Source organism: Mycolicibacter heraklionensis (genome assembly GCF_019645815.1).
GTDB classification, from domain to species: domain Bacteria; phylum Actinomycetota; class Actinomycetes; order Mycobacteriales; family Mycobacteriaceae; genus Mycobacterium; species Mycobacterium heraklionense.
In genome coordinates this window covers 4,148,946-4,163,214 of sequence record NZ_CP080997.1, presented here as the reverse complement: position 1 = coordinate 4,163,214, position 14,269 = coordinate 4,148,946, and the positions used below count along the sequence as shown (strand labels likewise).

The window sequence follows — 14,269 nt, the reverse complement described above, 5'->3', positions numbered from 1 at the left end:
CCTATCGCAACACGCGGACCGGAACGTTCTTCCATCCGGAGACGTTCTGCATGTGAACTCGTTGCAGGCCAGACCAATCCACCTCATACCGAGGCATGAAGTCCAACAGTCGCTCCAAGGCGATCACACTTTCCATCCGGGCCAGCGCCGCTCCCAGGCAGCTGTGAATCCCATACCCCAGGCCCAGGTGCTGCGCCTGCGTCTGATCCCGGTCGATGTCGAAGGTGTCGGGATCGGTGAACGCTTCCGGGTCCCGGTTGGCCGCGGCGCCGATCAGAAACACCGGTTTGCCCGCGGGGATGGTACCGCCGGAGACATGTGCCTCTTTGAGGGTGTAGCGGACGTTGTACTGCACCGGGCCCTCGTAGCGCAGCAGTTCCTCGACGGCTGCGGGAACCTTGCTGCGATCATCCAGCAGCTTCTGCCACTGGTCGGGCTGGCGGGCGAAGATCACCGCGGCGTTGCCGACCAGCTTGGTGACGGTTTCCGCGCCGGCGGCCCCGAGCAGCGAGGCGAATCCGGTGATCTCGATATCGTCGAGACGCCGCATCTGGCCGTCTTCGCCGGGCATTTCGGCGGCGATCAGCCTGCTGATCATGTCGTCTTGCGGGTCGGCGCGCCGTTCCTGGATCAGTCCGTAGTAGTAGGTCGCGGTCTCGATGGTGGCCTGCATGCCGGCCTCGCTGGTCTCGATCTGCCCCGGTTCGCGGTGCAGCGAGGTGTCGATCCAGTGCCGTACCTGCTGGCGGTACTCGTCGGGTACCCCGGCCATCCGAGTGATGACCTCCACCGGGAACGGCCCGGAGAAGTCCTGCACCACGTCGAAACCGTCGGGGTCGACGGCGCCCAAGAACCGATCGACCTGCTCGATGACGGTGTCGCGCTGGGCCTGGATCGCGCGCGGGGTGAAGGCCTTGTTGAGCAGGCTTCGCATGTGCCGGTGATCGGGCGGGTCCATGAAGATGATCATCTTCTGCGGCGCATCACCGGAACGCACCATGGCAAGGTCACAGCCGCGCGCCGACGAGTAAGTCTCGAAGTCCTTGAACGCCGCCGCCACATCCTCGTGGCGGGTCAGGGCGTAGAAATCCTCGTCGGCGTTGTAATACAGCGGCGCTTCCTCGCGCATTCGCCGATAGATGTCGAACGGATTGTCGTAATACTCCTCGGAGAACGGGTCAAAGACGAGCTCAGCCTTGGTCATCGAGCCTCCTCAGGGCGCCGGGCGGTAGGTGAAGCCGACGCTGGGACGATGGACTATAACGGCAACTGTAAGACAAACGGCAGCTCGTCGGAAGGGGGCACCGCAGACCGGTGTCATCGGGGGTGGTCCATCAGCGACAGCGCCGCGTCGGCGGCATCGAGCACCGCACCGGGATCCGCCCCAGCCCGCTGCGCCAGGTCGGACACCAGCCGGACATCCTTTTGCAGCAGGGATCCCGCCAGGCCGGCCAGCCGGTCCAACGTGCCGCCGGAACCCCGGATGCTGTTCAGCGCGAAGCTGTTCGCACTGCCCCGTGACACCACCTCGGCGAGCCGGTCGGCGGCGACGCCCAATTGCTTGCCCAGAGCCAGCGCGGTGGCGGCGGTCCCGAGGTTGGCGGTGAACAACAGGTTGTTGAGCAACTTGGTTACTTGACCCGAGCCCAGATCGCCCAGATGCACCACCGGATCGGCGTAGGTTTCGAAGACCGGCCGGCAGCGCTCCACGACGTCGGCGTCGCCCCCGGCCATCACCAGCAACGTGCCGGCCGCGGCGGCCGGACCGCCCCCGCTCACCGGCGCATCGATCACCGAAACCTGCTGTTCGCCAAAGTCTTGAGCCAACCGGCGACAGGTCTCGGGATGCACCGTGCTGTGAATCGCGAGGATCCCGCCGGGCTGCAGACCGGCCAGCACGCCGTTGTCCCCTCGGACCACTTCGTCGACGTCGGCGTCACCGACCACGCAGAGGCAGACGAGGTCGCTCTGGCGGGCCAGCTCCGCGGGCGAGTCGGCAACGCGGGCCTCGGTGTCGGAGAAGGGCTCCAGCGTGCCGTCTCGTCGCGCCCACAACGTCGTTGCGTACCCGCCCTCGACGATGCGGCGTGCCATCGGCGCGCCTTGACTGCCCAATCCGATGAAGCCGACGCGCATCAGCTGACCTCCGAATCCCGCGCGACGACAGCAGCCGCGCAATCGTCGACGAATGACAGCACCGAGCGGTGATATTCCGCTGCGCTGAAGCCGAGGCTGAGATTGTGGCCTGCCTCGGGCTGCTGGTGGCTCGTGAAACTGTCTGCGGCGGTGAAGATGTCGCGGATCTCGCGCTGCGCGTCCGGGCCGGACTCCCAGACCTTCTCGTGCTCGGCGAAGGTGAAGCGCACTGGAACCCGAACCCGTCCCGCCAGCGACGGAAAGTCCCGGCGCGGCCAACTGGTAACCATGTCGGCTTCATAGGGCGAGCCCGGGGACGCGTTGGTGATCCCGCGCAGCACCGCCTCCGGATACAGCGCGGCGGGCTCCCAGAGCAGTTCGCGCAGACCGGCGGGCCGCTGGCCGGGCCCGGCCGAGCCCAACGCGGCTCGCGCGGCGTCCTGGTAGCGCAGTCCGGTACCCGCCAGCTCCAAGCCCAGCAGTTCGGAGCCCCGGTCATCTGCCGCCATCCGCACCGCCAGCTCGCAACCGTTGGAGTGGCCCAGCACGAACAGGCCGGCGCCGCGCGCCCGGTCACCGAGGATCCGGTCGACGGCCAGGTAGGCCAGCCGGACGCGTTGCTCGGGCTCGGTCATCGCCTCGGGATACAGTGCCGAACTGCCGTAGCCCGGACGATCCAACGCGATCACGGTGTAACCCAGCGCCGCACCGGTTCTCAACAGCGACAGCGTGGCCTGTCCGGGGCAGTCGAAATAGATCGACGTGGTCCCGCCGCCATGCAGCGCGACCACCACGGCATGCGGGTCAGGGACCTCGGCGACCAGCGCCGACATCGGCACCCCGTCGGCGCTGACCATCCGGGGGCGAACCGTGGCGGCCTTCACGCGTCTGTCCGCAGCAGTATGACCCCGCTCGGTGTGAGGCCGCCGCTGCTCGCCACGGCGACTCGCGCGCCGGCGACCTGGCGTTCACCGGCCTCGCCGCGCAACTGGGTGACGGCCTCGTGGATCAGTCCCATGCCGTGGGTGCGACCGTGCGAGAGTTGACCGCCGTGCGTGTTCAGCGGCAGCACCCCGTCGCGCGCGATGTTGGTGCCCCCGTCCAGGAAGCTCTTCGCCTCACCGATGCCGCAAAAGCCCAGTGCCTCAATCCAGGACAGGCAGTTGAAGGTGAACCCGTCGTAGAGCTCGGCGACGTCGACGTCGGCCGGCCGCAACGACGTCCGCGACCATAGGTGCGCGGACTGGCCGAGGACCTGCGGCTCATGGGTCAGCGTGCTCTGGTCCCAATCGATCCGCTCGATGATCTGGGTCCCGACCGCCTCGACTCGGATCGGCGGCTTGGCCAGGTCGCGTGCCGCATCGACGGCCGACACGATCACCGCGACCGCACCGTCGCAGGGGACGTCGCAGTCGTAAAGACCGAACGGGGTGGTGATCATCCGAGCGGACAGGTAGTCGTCCATGCTCATCGGGTCCCGGTAGATCGCCGTCGGATTGAGCGCGGCGTTGGCCCGCTGATTCAGCGCAATCCAGCCCAGGGTCTCGCGGGTGGTGCCGTAGCGGTGGAAGTGCCGTTGGGCGTTCTGCGCCAGGGTGTGCGCGGCCGAGGTGGCCCCGAACGGCATCTGCCAGCTCGTGGTCCGCCCGCCGGGTGGCCTGATCTTGCCCTGCTTCATCAGCTCGTTGTAGGTGGCCTCCCACAGGGTGCGGAAACACAGCACATGGCGCGCCAACCCGGTGGCCACCGCCAACATGGCGGCGATCACCGATCCGCTCGGCCCGAACGTCTCGAGTCCGCCGTTGTGCCAGGTCGGGTGGAGGCCCAACGCCGCTTCGAGCGCGGTCACTCCGCCCTCACCGAAGGGACCGGGCAGGCCGGCGCCGGGATACGTGGAGAGCCCGTCGATGTCCTCGATGCTCAGCCCTGCATCGGCGATCGCCGCCTCGCACGCGGCCACGGTCAGCGACAGGGGGTCCACCATCTGCCGGCGCCCCAACGTGGACATGCCGATCCCGGTGAGCGCCACCTTGTCCTCGAACTTGTCGGTCGTCACCATCGGGCGCACGTGCTGTGCGTAGTCCTCGGGTGCGATCTCGTCCTCGGGAAGCGGCTTGGTCTCCGCACTGTCCGGCACCGGGCGAAACAGCGGCAGCCACACATCCTCGATGTTCTCGAACGCCACCTGCACCTGCTGGCCCAGCTCGAGGTGGTCGGGATCGCAATCGATGATGTTGGTGGTCAACCGAACTCGCGGGTCTTCGTTGATCGCTACCTGGGCCACCACATAGGGCGCCGGCAGCCCGGGCAGGCTGAACCGATGGTTGACGGTGAACCCGGCCAGGGTGGCGCGCCCGGACACGTCCCGCACACCCATGTTCGTGCCGCGGCAATACCGGCATACCGGCTGCGGCGGGTGAATCAGCGCGGCGCAGTCGAGGCATTTCTGTACTCGCAGCACGCCGTCGGCGCCTGCGGTCCAGAAGAATTCGTTCTCGGGGGTAACGGCTGGAAGAGGGCGTCCGGGTGAGCTCATACGTCGTACTCCTCCTCGGTGATCTCGATGATGGCGTGCACCGGGCAGTCCAGCAGGGCGCGCATGACGTCGTGCTCGTCGGACTTCGCAACGGAACCGTCGCCGGTCAGGGACGCGTATCCCCAGTCGTCCAGGGAGAAATGCTTGGGCGCGTGTTTGGCGCAGTAGCCGAACCCGTCGCACAGCGTGCGGTCCAGGCGGATCTTCATGCCGTCACCTCCTCGACCGCGTAGGGACGTTCGGCGCGGAAGGCGCCGCCGCGGCAGGCGTCGCAGGAGCCGTCCAGGTGGCTGGCCACCAATTCCGGGAACCGAGTCAGCAGGCTGGCGGCAACATTGGTGGCGCCGTCCAGCGTGCCGCAGGCACCCCGCCCGGGCAGCGCACCGGCCCACCGTTGCAGTCGCTGCACGTCTTCAGCGGTCGCGACCCCGTCGCGCAGTGCTTCGGCGACCGCGGCCATGGCCACGGTGCCGTTGAAGCATGACCCGCACTGCCCGGCATTCTCCCGTCCGAAATAGGCCAACACCGAGGCTGCCACCGCGACGGGGCAGTCGTCGGTCAGGACGGAGATCGCTCCGCAGCCCAGACCGCTGCCGCGGGCGCGCAGCGACTCGTGGTCGAGGGTGGTCTCCAGTGCGTCGCGGTTGAGCAGGCCGGCGAAGTAGCCGCCCATGAGCGCACCGCGGACCTGCTCGGCCGGAATCCCGTGTACCCGCAGTAGTTCGGAGACCGTGATGCCATGCGGCAGCTCGTAGAGCACGGGCGGTCGCCCGCCGCCGCTCACCGTGGCCAGGAAGGTGCCCGGCGACAAGGCGGTCCCGTGTGCACGGAATGCCGCCGCGCCGTGTCGCAGCAGATAGGGAAGATTCGCCAGCGTTTCGACATTGGAGACCAGTGTCGGGCGCCGATGAATTCCCCGCTGGTAGGGGCGCGGCGGCTTGTCGGTCGGCTTGGCCGGGCCGCCATTGATGGCCCGAACCGCCGCGGTCTCCTCGCCGGCCACATAGCCCGCGTCGACGGTGTACACCGTGATCAGCAGCCTGCCAAGGACTTCCGGGGCGAGTTCGGACAGTGCGTTCTCGACGCTGCGGGCCGCCGACGGATCGGAGACATAGACGTAGGCGTGCGTGGCCGCCACGGCTGCGGCGGCCAGGCGCAATCCGTCCAGTACCAGGTGCGGGCGGTTGCGCAGCAGCCAGCGGTCCTTGACCGAGGCCGGTTCGCCCTCTTCGCCGTTGGCCAGGACAACGGTGTCGCGGCCACGCAACGCGGCGTCGCGCACCGAACGCAGCTTGACCGCAAGCGGAAACGCCGCTCCGCCGCGTCCGAGCAACCCGCTGCGTTCCACCTCGGCGAGGAACTCCTCCGCGTCGGGCAGCGGCCGATAGCCTTCGCCGGCGAGGTATTCCGCCGCGTCCTCGACGCCGGATCGCACGCGCAGCAGCCGCGGAGCGCAGCCTGCCCACGTGGCTACGGTGACCCCTGGCGTTGCTGCAGTTGTCGTCATTGCCACCTCTTTTGGCTAGGCTCGCGGACGTGAGAACAGCGGTGGTTCGCCTCGACGTCGACCCGGCGGGCAAGCTGTTGCCCGAGCATCTGACGGCGGGAATGGCAACCCTGCGAGAGCTGGCCGGCCAAGCCGGTGTCGATGTGGTCGATGCCGATATCGCCGCGATGCCGGTGGGTCGGCGCCACGTTCGGCTGCTGATCGCCGGACCCGAGACGGACGTCATCGACATCGGGATGCGACTGTGCGCCAACGCATTCGATACGATGCCTGCGCCGGGCGTGGTGACCTACCTGAGCCGGGGCACCGATGACGACGTGCACGGGGTGCTGGCCGGGCTCGGACTCTCCGGTGAGATTGCCCGTATACCGGGATCCGATGGTCTGGACATCGTGCACGTGACCTTGGCGGAGCCGGACCTGCAGCGAGTCGGTGAGAGCCGCATCCACACCGCGCTGGAGGCGTCGCTGAACTGCGAGGTTCACATCCACACCCGCTGAGGCCATCAGCGGCCCAGGAATTCGAGGATGGCCGGGGCGGCCTGCACCCAGGTGTCGAACATGTTGAAATGACTGACTTTTCCGGAGGCGCGCTCCTCGCCGGCTCGCTCCCAGGCGTCCTCCGGCCAGGGCGGATCGATCAGCTCCGAGCCCTTGATCAGGCAGTTCACCTCCAGCGAGGTGCGTTTCGGGTGGTCCCAGTCGTTCTCGCCGCCGCGGATGATCAGCGTGGGAACCGTGATCCGGTCGAACATCTCGTCGTCGACGCCGGGAATTGTCTGGCCCGGCTTGGACACAAATGCGTTGAGCCAGCGCAACATCACTTTGAGGAACGCATCACCGTCCAGGTCGAGCAGTCGCTGCTTGTTGTTCGGGTTCTCCTCGATCCGCTCCCGCCACTCGCGCATGCCCAGTAGGGCAGCCGGCCCGCCGCCCCGCACGGCCAGAATGCTGGGCACCACGTAGTAGGACCCGAGCACGAAGGTGCCGTAGACGCCGCCCACGATGTTCCACAGCGCCAGCTTGGTGACCAGCTCCGGATAGAGCATGGTGGTCAGGATCGAGTCCCGCGCCCCGCCCGAGCCGCCGGCCAGGATGACCGGCCCGGTGTCCAGGGCGGTGAGCAGTCCGTGCAGGGTCTCGGCGCGCATGTGCGATTCGGACTGGCCGTAGAACTGCACGTCGGAGGCGCCGCAGTTCGGACGGTCCCACAGCAGTACCCGGTAGCCGCCGTCGACGAGTGCTTCGGCGAGCGGGCGCAGCCCGGGAATTTCCTTGGAGAACCGGCCACCGGGTGTCAGCACGATCAGGTCACCGGCGGTGCCGAGGATTTCGTAGACAACGTTGCCCGCGTTGACTTCGATAGAGGCCACCGAAAACTCCTGTGTGCTAGGCCTGGACGAGGACGTCGTTGCCGACTACCCGCACCGGGTAGGTGCGGATGCTCCATTCCGGTTTGACCGCGGTCGTGCCGGTGGCGAGTTCGAAACCCCATTGATGCCAGGGGCAGTAGATGTACTCGAGGTCCCGCACCATGGTGGCGTCGCCCGGGCTCTCCTCGTCGACGACGGTGCGGCCCCGCAGCCGGCCCGAGCACAACGGACCGCCCTGATGGGGGCAGAAGTTCGCGATAGCGTAGAACGTCCCGTTGATGTTGTACACGCCGACCCCGTGATGCCCGATCGGGACGAGTTTGTGTGTGCCGGGCGGGATTTCATCGATGGTGGCAACAATGTGCTCGCGGCCCTGGGCCAGCCGGGGCCGCTTTTCGTCGGGACTCATCTAGAACACCCGCACCTGTCCTTCGAGGGCCGGGACCGTGTCGGGGAGGTGGTAGGTCTGCAAGCCGTTTTTGAACATCACCGCTTCCCTGGCCGCCTTGGGCAGGTGCTTCACCAGCCAGCGCGGGTCGTCGAAGGTCCAGTGCGGGTAGTCCGAGGAGTACAGCAGGATCTTGTCGCACTCCATCCATTCGAGGACCCGCGTGAGTTCGGTCTTGTCCTCCGGGTAGTCCAGCGGCTGGGTGGTGAATTTGATGTGTTCCTTGACGTACTCACTGGGCTTGCGCTTGATGTCCACCCATGACTTGCGGGCTTCGTAGATGGCGTCCATCCGCCACATCAGCGGCAGGATCCAGGTGAAGGCATGCTCGACCAGCACGATGCGCAGGGTGGGGAACCGGTCGAAGACTCCGTCGAAGACCAGGCTCATCACCTGATTCGCGGCCAGTAGCGAGTAGGTGACCATGAAGTCGTGGTTGTAGCTGGGCATCCCGACCGGCGGCATCGGCAGTTCTTCGTGGTGGCTGCGGGACAGGTGGCAGCTGACGGTGATGTCGTGCTTGGTGGCCGCCGCCCAGATCGGGTCGTATTTGGGGTCCCCCCACGACGGGCGGGGCTCGGCCTTGATCAGGACCTGTGCCATGTACGGGTGGCCGGCCCACTTCTCGATCTCATCGGCGGCGCCGGCAGGGTCCTCGATCGCGGCGCAGATCGAGCCGCGCCAGCGCTGGTGCCAGTTGTTCTTGGCGTCCAGCCAGTGGTTGGCCTGCCAGTCGTTGAGCGCCGAGGACATCGCCTGCTGTGCTTCGGGAATGCGGGCCGGGTAGGCGCCGGGCTCCAGGATCACGAAGTCAGAACCTGCGTCCATGATGAGCTGCTTGAACGCCAGATCCGGGTCGCTGCCCGGGAATTCGCCGTCGGCGGGAAACGCGTCGACGCGCATGGCGAAGGCGTGCGCGTAGTCGGGGGCGTCGTAGTAGATCAGCTCGCCGACCCGGCGGGGCAGGAAGTACTTGCTGCGCCACGGCTCAGGAAGGTACTGGACCAGTTCGCCGCGTCGCGGCATGGGATGAACGTCGGAGTCGACGCACCGTACGGCAATCCTCTCGGCGGCCGGCTTGCGCTCGGTGGCTGTCACAGACATCGTGATCTCCCTTGATCCCAACTGCTCTCTAGTGTGCGCCTGCGCGGGCCGGAACGTCGATGCCGTAGAGCCGACTGGCGTTGAGCCAGCACAGCTTGTCGCGTTGTTCGGCGCTGAACGCGCTCGGCACGGTCAGTTCGTTGCGCTGCCAGTGCGGGTAGCTAGACCCGTACATCACCATGTCCTCTTTGCCGGTGAATCCGAGCCATTCGCCGGCGAAGTCGGTGTCGCCGGGGCCGTCCATGGCGCCCTGAACGAAGAACACGTGGCCGGGCAGGTAGTCGCTGGGCATCTTCGGCGCCCACGGCGTCTGCTCCAGGTGCGGCCGGCCGAAGCAATCCATCCGCCAGATGAACGGCGTCAGCAGGTCCGCGGCGCCGTCGGCCCAGACGAACTTCAGCTCGGGCATCCGTTCGAAGACGCCCTCGGCGATCATGTTCATCAGGTGATAGATGTAGTTGCAGGCCATGAAGCTGGCGTACTGCTCGTAGGTGCGGGTGTTGCCCGACGGCGTCGGCGCCGCCGCGATACCCGCGCCGACCTCGATATGAGCTGCGACCGGTAGGCCCGCGGCCACGGCCGCCTCCCACAGCGGCCAGAACTGCGGTTTGCCGAAGAGCTCGCGGGACTGCAGCGGGATGCCGATCTGCACCACCCGGGGGTGGTCCTTCCACCGGTCGATCTCACGCAGCGCGCCGGCGATGTCGTCCGGGTTGACCCTTATGGTGCCGCGGAACTGCTCGCCGTACTCGGGGTGATCCAGCCAGCGTGACACCAGGATCTCGTTGTGCGCCGCGGCGATCGCCGAGCCCAGATGCCGGTCCGGCATGACGCCACGGGTCATCGGGTGCAGCACCGCCACGTCGACCCCGCGTTCGGTGAACAGGTGCTGGGCGACCACCTCGGGGTCCGACCCCGGGTATCGGCGCTGCGGGCCGTCGGTGCCGGGCGCGTATTCACCGCCCGGCGCGCCGTACCAGTCCATCTCGTAGTCCGGGAAGCCACGGCTCTTGAACGGCTCTCGCATGAAGCTGCGCAAATCCTTGTTGGATGCCGCGAAGATGTGCACGCTGGCGTCGATCACGGGCGTGCGGGCGCCGTCCGGGTGTTCGATCATCCACGCCGCCCTTCGTCGTACCGCCCGCCGGGCACGGTGCTGCAGTCACCGTGTCGCCCGGCCCCCCGGTGGAACCATTGTATAGCTGTATTCTTTGCACGCAAGAACAAGATTCTCATTCCGGCGCTCAACGGTCGACGGGCAGGGGTCGCGCGGCGGGGCGATCAATCCGTCGTTACGCAGCGGCGACAAGGTATCTCAAGGCGAGATCGTTACATCCGTTAGCGAGAATGTTATTCTCGATCGGCGCTTGGGAGAGGTGGCTGCAATGCTCTTGGAGTTCGACGACGATCAGCGGCTATGGCAGGGCACGGTACGCGATGTGGTGGGCAAACAGTGTTCGCCGTCGCTGGTGCGCAGTGTCGCCGAGGGCGAGGCGGACGGCGCTGTCGACGCCCTCTGGAAGGTCTACGTGGACCTGGGCTGGACCGAGCTGCACGAGCCGGACACCGCGGTAGAGCTGGCGATCGTCCTGGAAGAACTGGGCCGCGCCACCGACCCCACGCCGTTCCTGGCGACCATGACCCAGTTCGCTCCGCTGGTCGGGGACCGCCACAACCCCGACGGTTCCACCGGTGCGGCGGTCTTCAGCGGGGTGAGCGCACACCGTAACGCCGGCGGCTGGGTACTCGACGGAACCGCTCTGCACGTGCTGGATGGGGATCGCGCCGATCGGTTGGCGGTGGTCACCGCGGCGGGCGTGTTCGTGGTCGACGCCGGCGCGGTGACGACTCGCAAGTCGGCCGTCTTTGACCCGACGTTGCATGTCAGCGACGTGTCCTTCGCCGGAGTCGAGGTGCCCGACAGCGCCCGGATCCGGGTCGATGTCGAGCGGGCCCGCCACGTCGCGCTCAGCGGAATGGCGATGACGATGGTCGGCGCCTGCCAGCGCATTCTCGATCTGGCGCTGGAGCATGTCCGCAGCCGGCATCAGTTCGGGGTCCCGATTGGGTCCTTCCAGGCTGTCCAGCACAAGGCCGCAGACATGCACGTGGCGATCGAACGCGCCCGGGCGCTGGCCTATTTCGCCGCGCTGACGATCGCGGTCGATGACCCGCGGCGGCGGATGGCGTCCGCCATGGCCAAGGCTGCGGCCGGGGAATGCCAGTCGGTGGTCTTCCGGCACGGGCTGCAACTGTTCGGTGCGATGGGATTCACCTGGGAGAACGACCTGCAGTTCGCGCTGAAGCGGGCCAAGGCCGGTGAACTGATGTTGGGTGGTGCCGCGCAGCACCGCGCCGCGATCGCCGAGGAATACCTTGCAGCTCGCATTTGACGCGCAAGTCGAGGAATTCCGCGCCGAGTTCGCGGCCTTCCTCGACGCCAACCTGCCCGCCGAGGCCGACACGCTCGAGCGGCCACGTTCGGTGTCGCACATGCCGGGGTGGGCGCGCCGCTGGCAGCGATTGCTGTTCGACAACGGTTGGTTGTTGCCCGGCAACCCGCCGGAGTTCGGTGGCCGCAACGCCACCCTGCTGCAGCAGTTCGTGCATCTGGAGGAGCTGTGCCGCCGCCGCATTTATCACAGCTTCAATCCACAGGGTGTGAATATCATTGCGGCATCGTTGCTTTCGTTTGGCAGTGACGAGCAGAAGCGGCGCTGGGCGGTGCCGATTCTGCGCGCTGAGATCACCGCGTCACTGGGCATGAGCGAACCGAGCGCCGGATCGGACCTGGCGTCGTTGCGGACCAGGGCGGTACGCGACGGTATAGAAGGGGACGATTTCATTGTCAACGGCCAGAAGGTGTGGACCTCGGGCGCGCACGACGCCGACGTGCTGCTGACGTTCGTCCGCACCGATCCCGACGCGCCCAAACACAAGGGCATCAGTGTGCTGGTCATCCCCACCGACACCCCGGGGGTGGTGCGTCGTCCGTTCCCCACCATCTGCGGGATCGAGGACCAGGACTTCAACGAGGTCTTCTTCACCGATGTGCGCGTGCCGGCGGAGAACCTGGTCGGTCCGCTGCACGGTGGCTGGCGGGTGGCCAATGGATCGCTGGGCCACGAACGCACCATGATGTGGCTGGGTTTCGCCGACCGGTTGGACAACATCATCGCCGACTTCCACCCCGAGGGCGCGCTCGAACGTGACCGATTTGCCACGGCGGTCATGGACTACCAGGCCCTGCGCCTGTTGGGGTCGGCGGCGCTGGCGCGGGCGGCGCGCGGCCAGGAGGACGTGGCCGCACTGTCGGTGCTCAAGCTGCTCGGCTCCGAGGCCGAGATGTTCGCCTCCGGTCACGCGCTGGATGCGGCCGGGATCGACGGGCTCGTGCACCCGGCGAATTCGGGACCGTACGCGCCGATGAACCTCGACAGCTACTTCGCCAGCTGGTTCGAGCGGCACGCCCGCAGCTTCTCAGGCACCATCGCCGGGGGCACCTCGGAGATTCACCGCAACATCATCGCCCAGCAGGGGCTGGGTTTGCCCCGGGGCTGACGCAGCGCTCAGTCGATGACGACCATTTCCTTGCGCTCGGTGATCGGGCGTGCGCACTCCTGCTCGTCGCAGATCCGCTGCAGCTTCTCCAGCGTCTCGTCCAGGCCCGGCCCGAGCCGCTTGCCCGGCGTGAAGGTCGCCGGCAGGTTGCGCATGCCCTGGATGACACCGATGGTGTCGTAATGCACCGCCCCTTCGGGGTCGCACTGGTAGTCGGGCATCCGGTCGAGCACCGCGGTCAGCATCGACTTGAAAACCGTGCGCGCGACATTGGACCCGATGCAGCGGTGTACGCCCAGACCGAAGCTGAAGTGCCGGTTGCCTTTACGGTCCAGGATGATCCGGTTCGGGTCTTCGAAGATCGCGGGATCGCGGTTGGCCATCGCCCAGGACAGCCACAGCCGCTCGAACTGTTTGAACTGCTGCCCCGCTACCTCGACATCCTCGGCGAAGGTCCGGCCATCGCCCGGCGCCGGCGTGAAGAACCGCAGGAATTCCTCGGTCGCCGGGTCCAGCAGCGTGGCGCGTTCATCGCTGAGCCGCGTGCGCTCGGACGGGTGCTGGCCGAGCCATTCCAGCGCGTGTGCGGTCAGCGCCGTGGTGGTGTCGAACCCCCCGCCGATGACCAGGCCCAAGTTGCCCAGGATCTCGATGTCGGGTGCCGGCTCACCGTCGATGCGGAACTGCGTTAGCGCGTTGACCAGGCCGGGGCGCGGGTTCTCCCGGATCTCCATCATGTTGTTGATGATGTCGATGCCCATTTCGCGGTGCTGCTCGTTGATCTTTTCGCGGTCGGGCGAGTGCTCGGGGGTGTACACCGAGGCGTGCGTGGGCTCGCTGTAGACGTTCCACTTCTTGAGTTCGATGCCCATCATGGCGAGGGTGAACACCGCGGGCACCACATTGGCCAGATGCTCGACAAAGTCGATGTGGCCCGACTCGATGTGCTCATCGAGTGCGGCACGGGTGATCTCGTCCACGAACGGCACCCAGCGCTTGATGGCCGCGGGGGACAGGTAGGGGTTCAGTGCACCGCGGTAGAGGCTGTGCTCCGGCTCGTCCATCTCGAGGATGCCGCCGCGCACCACCGTCGCACGGCTGGCCTTGGGGATGGTGATGCCCTGGAAAGGCGTTTCGCCGGTGATGTCGTGGTGGTTCGAGACGACGGGGCAGCGGGCCAGTTCGAAGACGTGCTTGCTGTCGGCGGCCACCCAGTGCCCGTTGTATGTGGGGCTCCACGCCATCGGGCACTTGGCCTGCATCTCGGTGGTGATCTCTTCGAACTGATCGCGGTACTCCGGGGTGTGCCGGTCGAAGTAGAAGGTGTTCTTCTTACGATCGTCGGATGCATCGTCTTGGCCGGTCGCGGCCAGGGAATCGTTGACGCTCAAGGAATCCTCCTCCCTGTTCATTCCTCGATGAGAATGGCTTGTTCGGGGCAGGAGTGTGCGGCCTCGCGCACGGCATCCTGCTGATCGGCGGGAACCACTTCGGACACCGGCGACGAAGTGCCGTCAATGTCGTTGAGCACGAAGGAATCGGGCGCGATCATCGCGCACAGCGTGTGCCCTTGGCAGCGCTGTCCGTCGACGGAAACCTTCATGT

General features: G+C 67.0%; 14 protein-coding genes and 1 pseudogene. 3 read left to right on the top strand and 12 right to left on the bottom strand.

The genetic code is table 11. The features are described 5' to 3' along the window. Position 1: 1 nt before the first annotated feature. The 6 genes and pseudogenes from K3U94_RS19770 to K3U94_RS19745 form a co-directional block, all read right to left on the bottom strand. Entirely contained in the window at positions 2-1,204 is a 1,203-nt protein-coding gene (locus K3U94_RS19770; RefSeq protein ID WP_220694782.1) for a cytochrome P450, read from the bottom strand. Between the two features lie 113 nt (positions 1,205-1,317). Beyond that, on the bottom strand, positions 1,318-2,136 hold the full coding sequence (locus K3U94_RS19765) for an NAD(P)-dependent oxidoreductase (protein WP_220694781.1): 819 nt from the start codon (positions 2,134-2,136) through the stop codon (positions 1,318-1,320). Next, positions 2,136-3,020, bottom strand: a complete 885-nt coding sequence (locus K3U94_RS19760) for an alpha/beta hydrolase (RefSeq protein WP_434084880.1) — start codon at positions 3,018-3,020, stop codon at positions 2,136-2,138. The genes K3U94_RS19765 and K3U94_RS19760 overlap by 1 nt, the downstream gene beginning before the upstream one ends. Next, a complete protein-coding gene (locus K3U94_RS19755; protein WP_220694780.1) occupies positions 3,017-4,672 on the bottom strand; it encodes a thiolase C-terminal domain-containing protein in 1,656 nt (551 codons plus the stop codon). Before K3U94_RS19755 ends, K3U94_RS19760 begins: the two co-directional genes overlap by 4 nt. Before the next feature lie 14 nt (positions 4,673-4,686). Then, positions 4,687-4,881: pseudogene (locus K3U94_RS19750) on the bottom strand (ferredoxin); the annotation flags it as partial. Further along, complete coding sequence (locus K3U94_RS19745) at positions 4,878-6,179, bottom strand: NADH-ubiquinone oxidoreductase-F iron-sulfur binding region domain-containing protein (RefSeq protein ID WP_220694778.1); 1,302 nt, start codon at positions 6,177-6,179, stop codon at positions 4,878-4,880. The gene K3U94_RS19745 and the pseudogene K3U94_RS19750, both read right to left, overlap by 4 nt. A gap of 29 nt (positions 6,180-6,208) precedes the next feature. On the opposite strand from K3U94_RS19745, the gene K3U94_RS19740 reads away from it, so the two are divergent. Continuing rightward, positions 6,209-6,679, top strand: a complete 471-nt coding sequence (locus tag K3U94_RS19740) for a hypothetical protein (protein ID WP_220694777.1) — start codon at positions 6,209-6,211, stop codon at positions 6,677-6,679. A gap of 5 nt (positions 6,680-6,684) precedes the next feature. Here the strand turns inward: K3U94_RS19740 and K3U94_RS19735 are convergent, their stop codons facing one another. The 4 genes from K3U94_RS19735 to K3U94_RS19720 are packed head-to-tail and all read right to left on the bottom strand — an operon-like array spanning position 6,685 to position 10,220. Beyond that, positions 6,685-7,551, bottom strand: coding sequence for an alpha/beta fold hydrolase (locus K3U94_RS19735; RefSeq protein WP_047318243.1), 867 nt, complete (start codon positions 7,549-7,551; stop codon positions 6,685-6,687). Between the two features lie 16 nt (positions 7,552-7,567). Further along, positions 7,568-7,960 carry a Rieske (2Fe-2S) protein gene (locus K3U94_RS19730; protein ID WP_047318244.1) on the bottom strand — a complete coding sequence of 131 codons (393 nt, stop codon included), beginning with the start codon at positions 7,958-7,960 and terminating at the stop codon, positions 7,568-7,570. Beyond that, positions 7,961-9,103: an amidohydrolase family protein gene (locus K3U94_RS19725; RefSeq protein ID WP_047318245.1), complete on the bottom strand. Its 1,143-nt coding sequence runs from the start codon at positions 9,101-9,103 to the stop codon at positions 7,961-7,963. It abuts the gene before it with no gap. A 28-nt stretch (positions 9,104-9,131) separates the two neighbouring features. Further along, a complete protein-coding gene (locus K3U94_RS19720) occupies positions 9,132-10,220 on the bottom strand; it encodes an amidohydrolase family protein (protein ID WP_220694776.1) in 1,089 nt (362 codons plus the stop codon). Between the two features lie 268 nt (positions 10,221-10,488). Between K3U94_RS19720 and K3U94_RS19715 the strand changes: the two genes are divergently transcribed. Beyond that, a complete protein-coding gene (locus tag K3U94_RS19715; RefSeq protein ID WP_220694775.1) occupies positions 10,489-11,496 on the top strand; it encodes an acyl-CoA dehydrogenase family protein in 1,008 nt (335 codons plus the stop codon). Then, positions 11,480-12,664, top strand: a complete 1,185-nt coding sequence (locus tag K3U94_RS19710; RefSeq protein ID WP_220694774.1) for an acyl-CoA dehydrogenase family protein — start codon at positions 11,480-11,482, stop codon at positions 12,662-12,664. Before K3U94_RS19715 ends, K3U94_RS19710 begins: the two co-directional genes overlap by 17 nt. An 8-nt stretch (positions 12,665-12,672) precedes the next feature. Here the strand turns inward: K3U94_RS19710 and K3U94_RS19705 are convergent, their stop codons facing one another. Both K3U94_RS19705 and K3U94_RS19700 read right to left on the bottom strand, forming a co-directional pair. Continuing rightward, complete coding sequence (locus K3U94_RS19705) at positions 12,673-14,076, bottom strand: cytochrome P450 (RefSeq protein ID WP_220694773.1); 1,404 nt, start codon at positions 14,074-14,076, stop codon at positions 12,673-12,675. After that, a complete protein-coding gene (locus K3U94_RS19700) occupies positions 14,073-14,267 on the bottom strand; it encodes a ferredoxin (RefSeq protein WP_024440885.1) in 195 nt (64 codons plus the stop codon). Before K3U94_RS19700 ends, K3U94_RS19705 begins: the two co-directional genes overlap by 4 nt. Positions 14,268-14,269 lie beyond the last annotated feature (2 nt).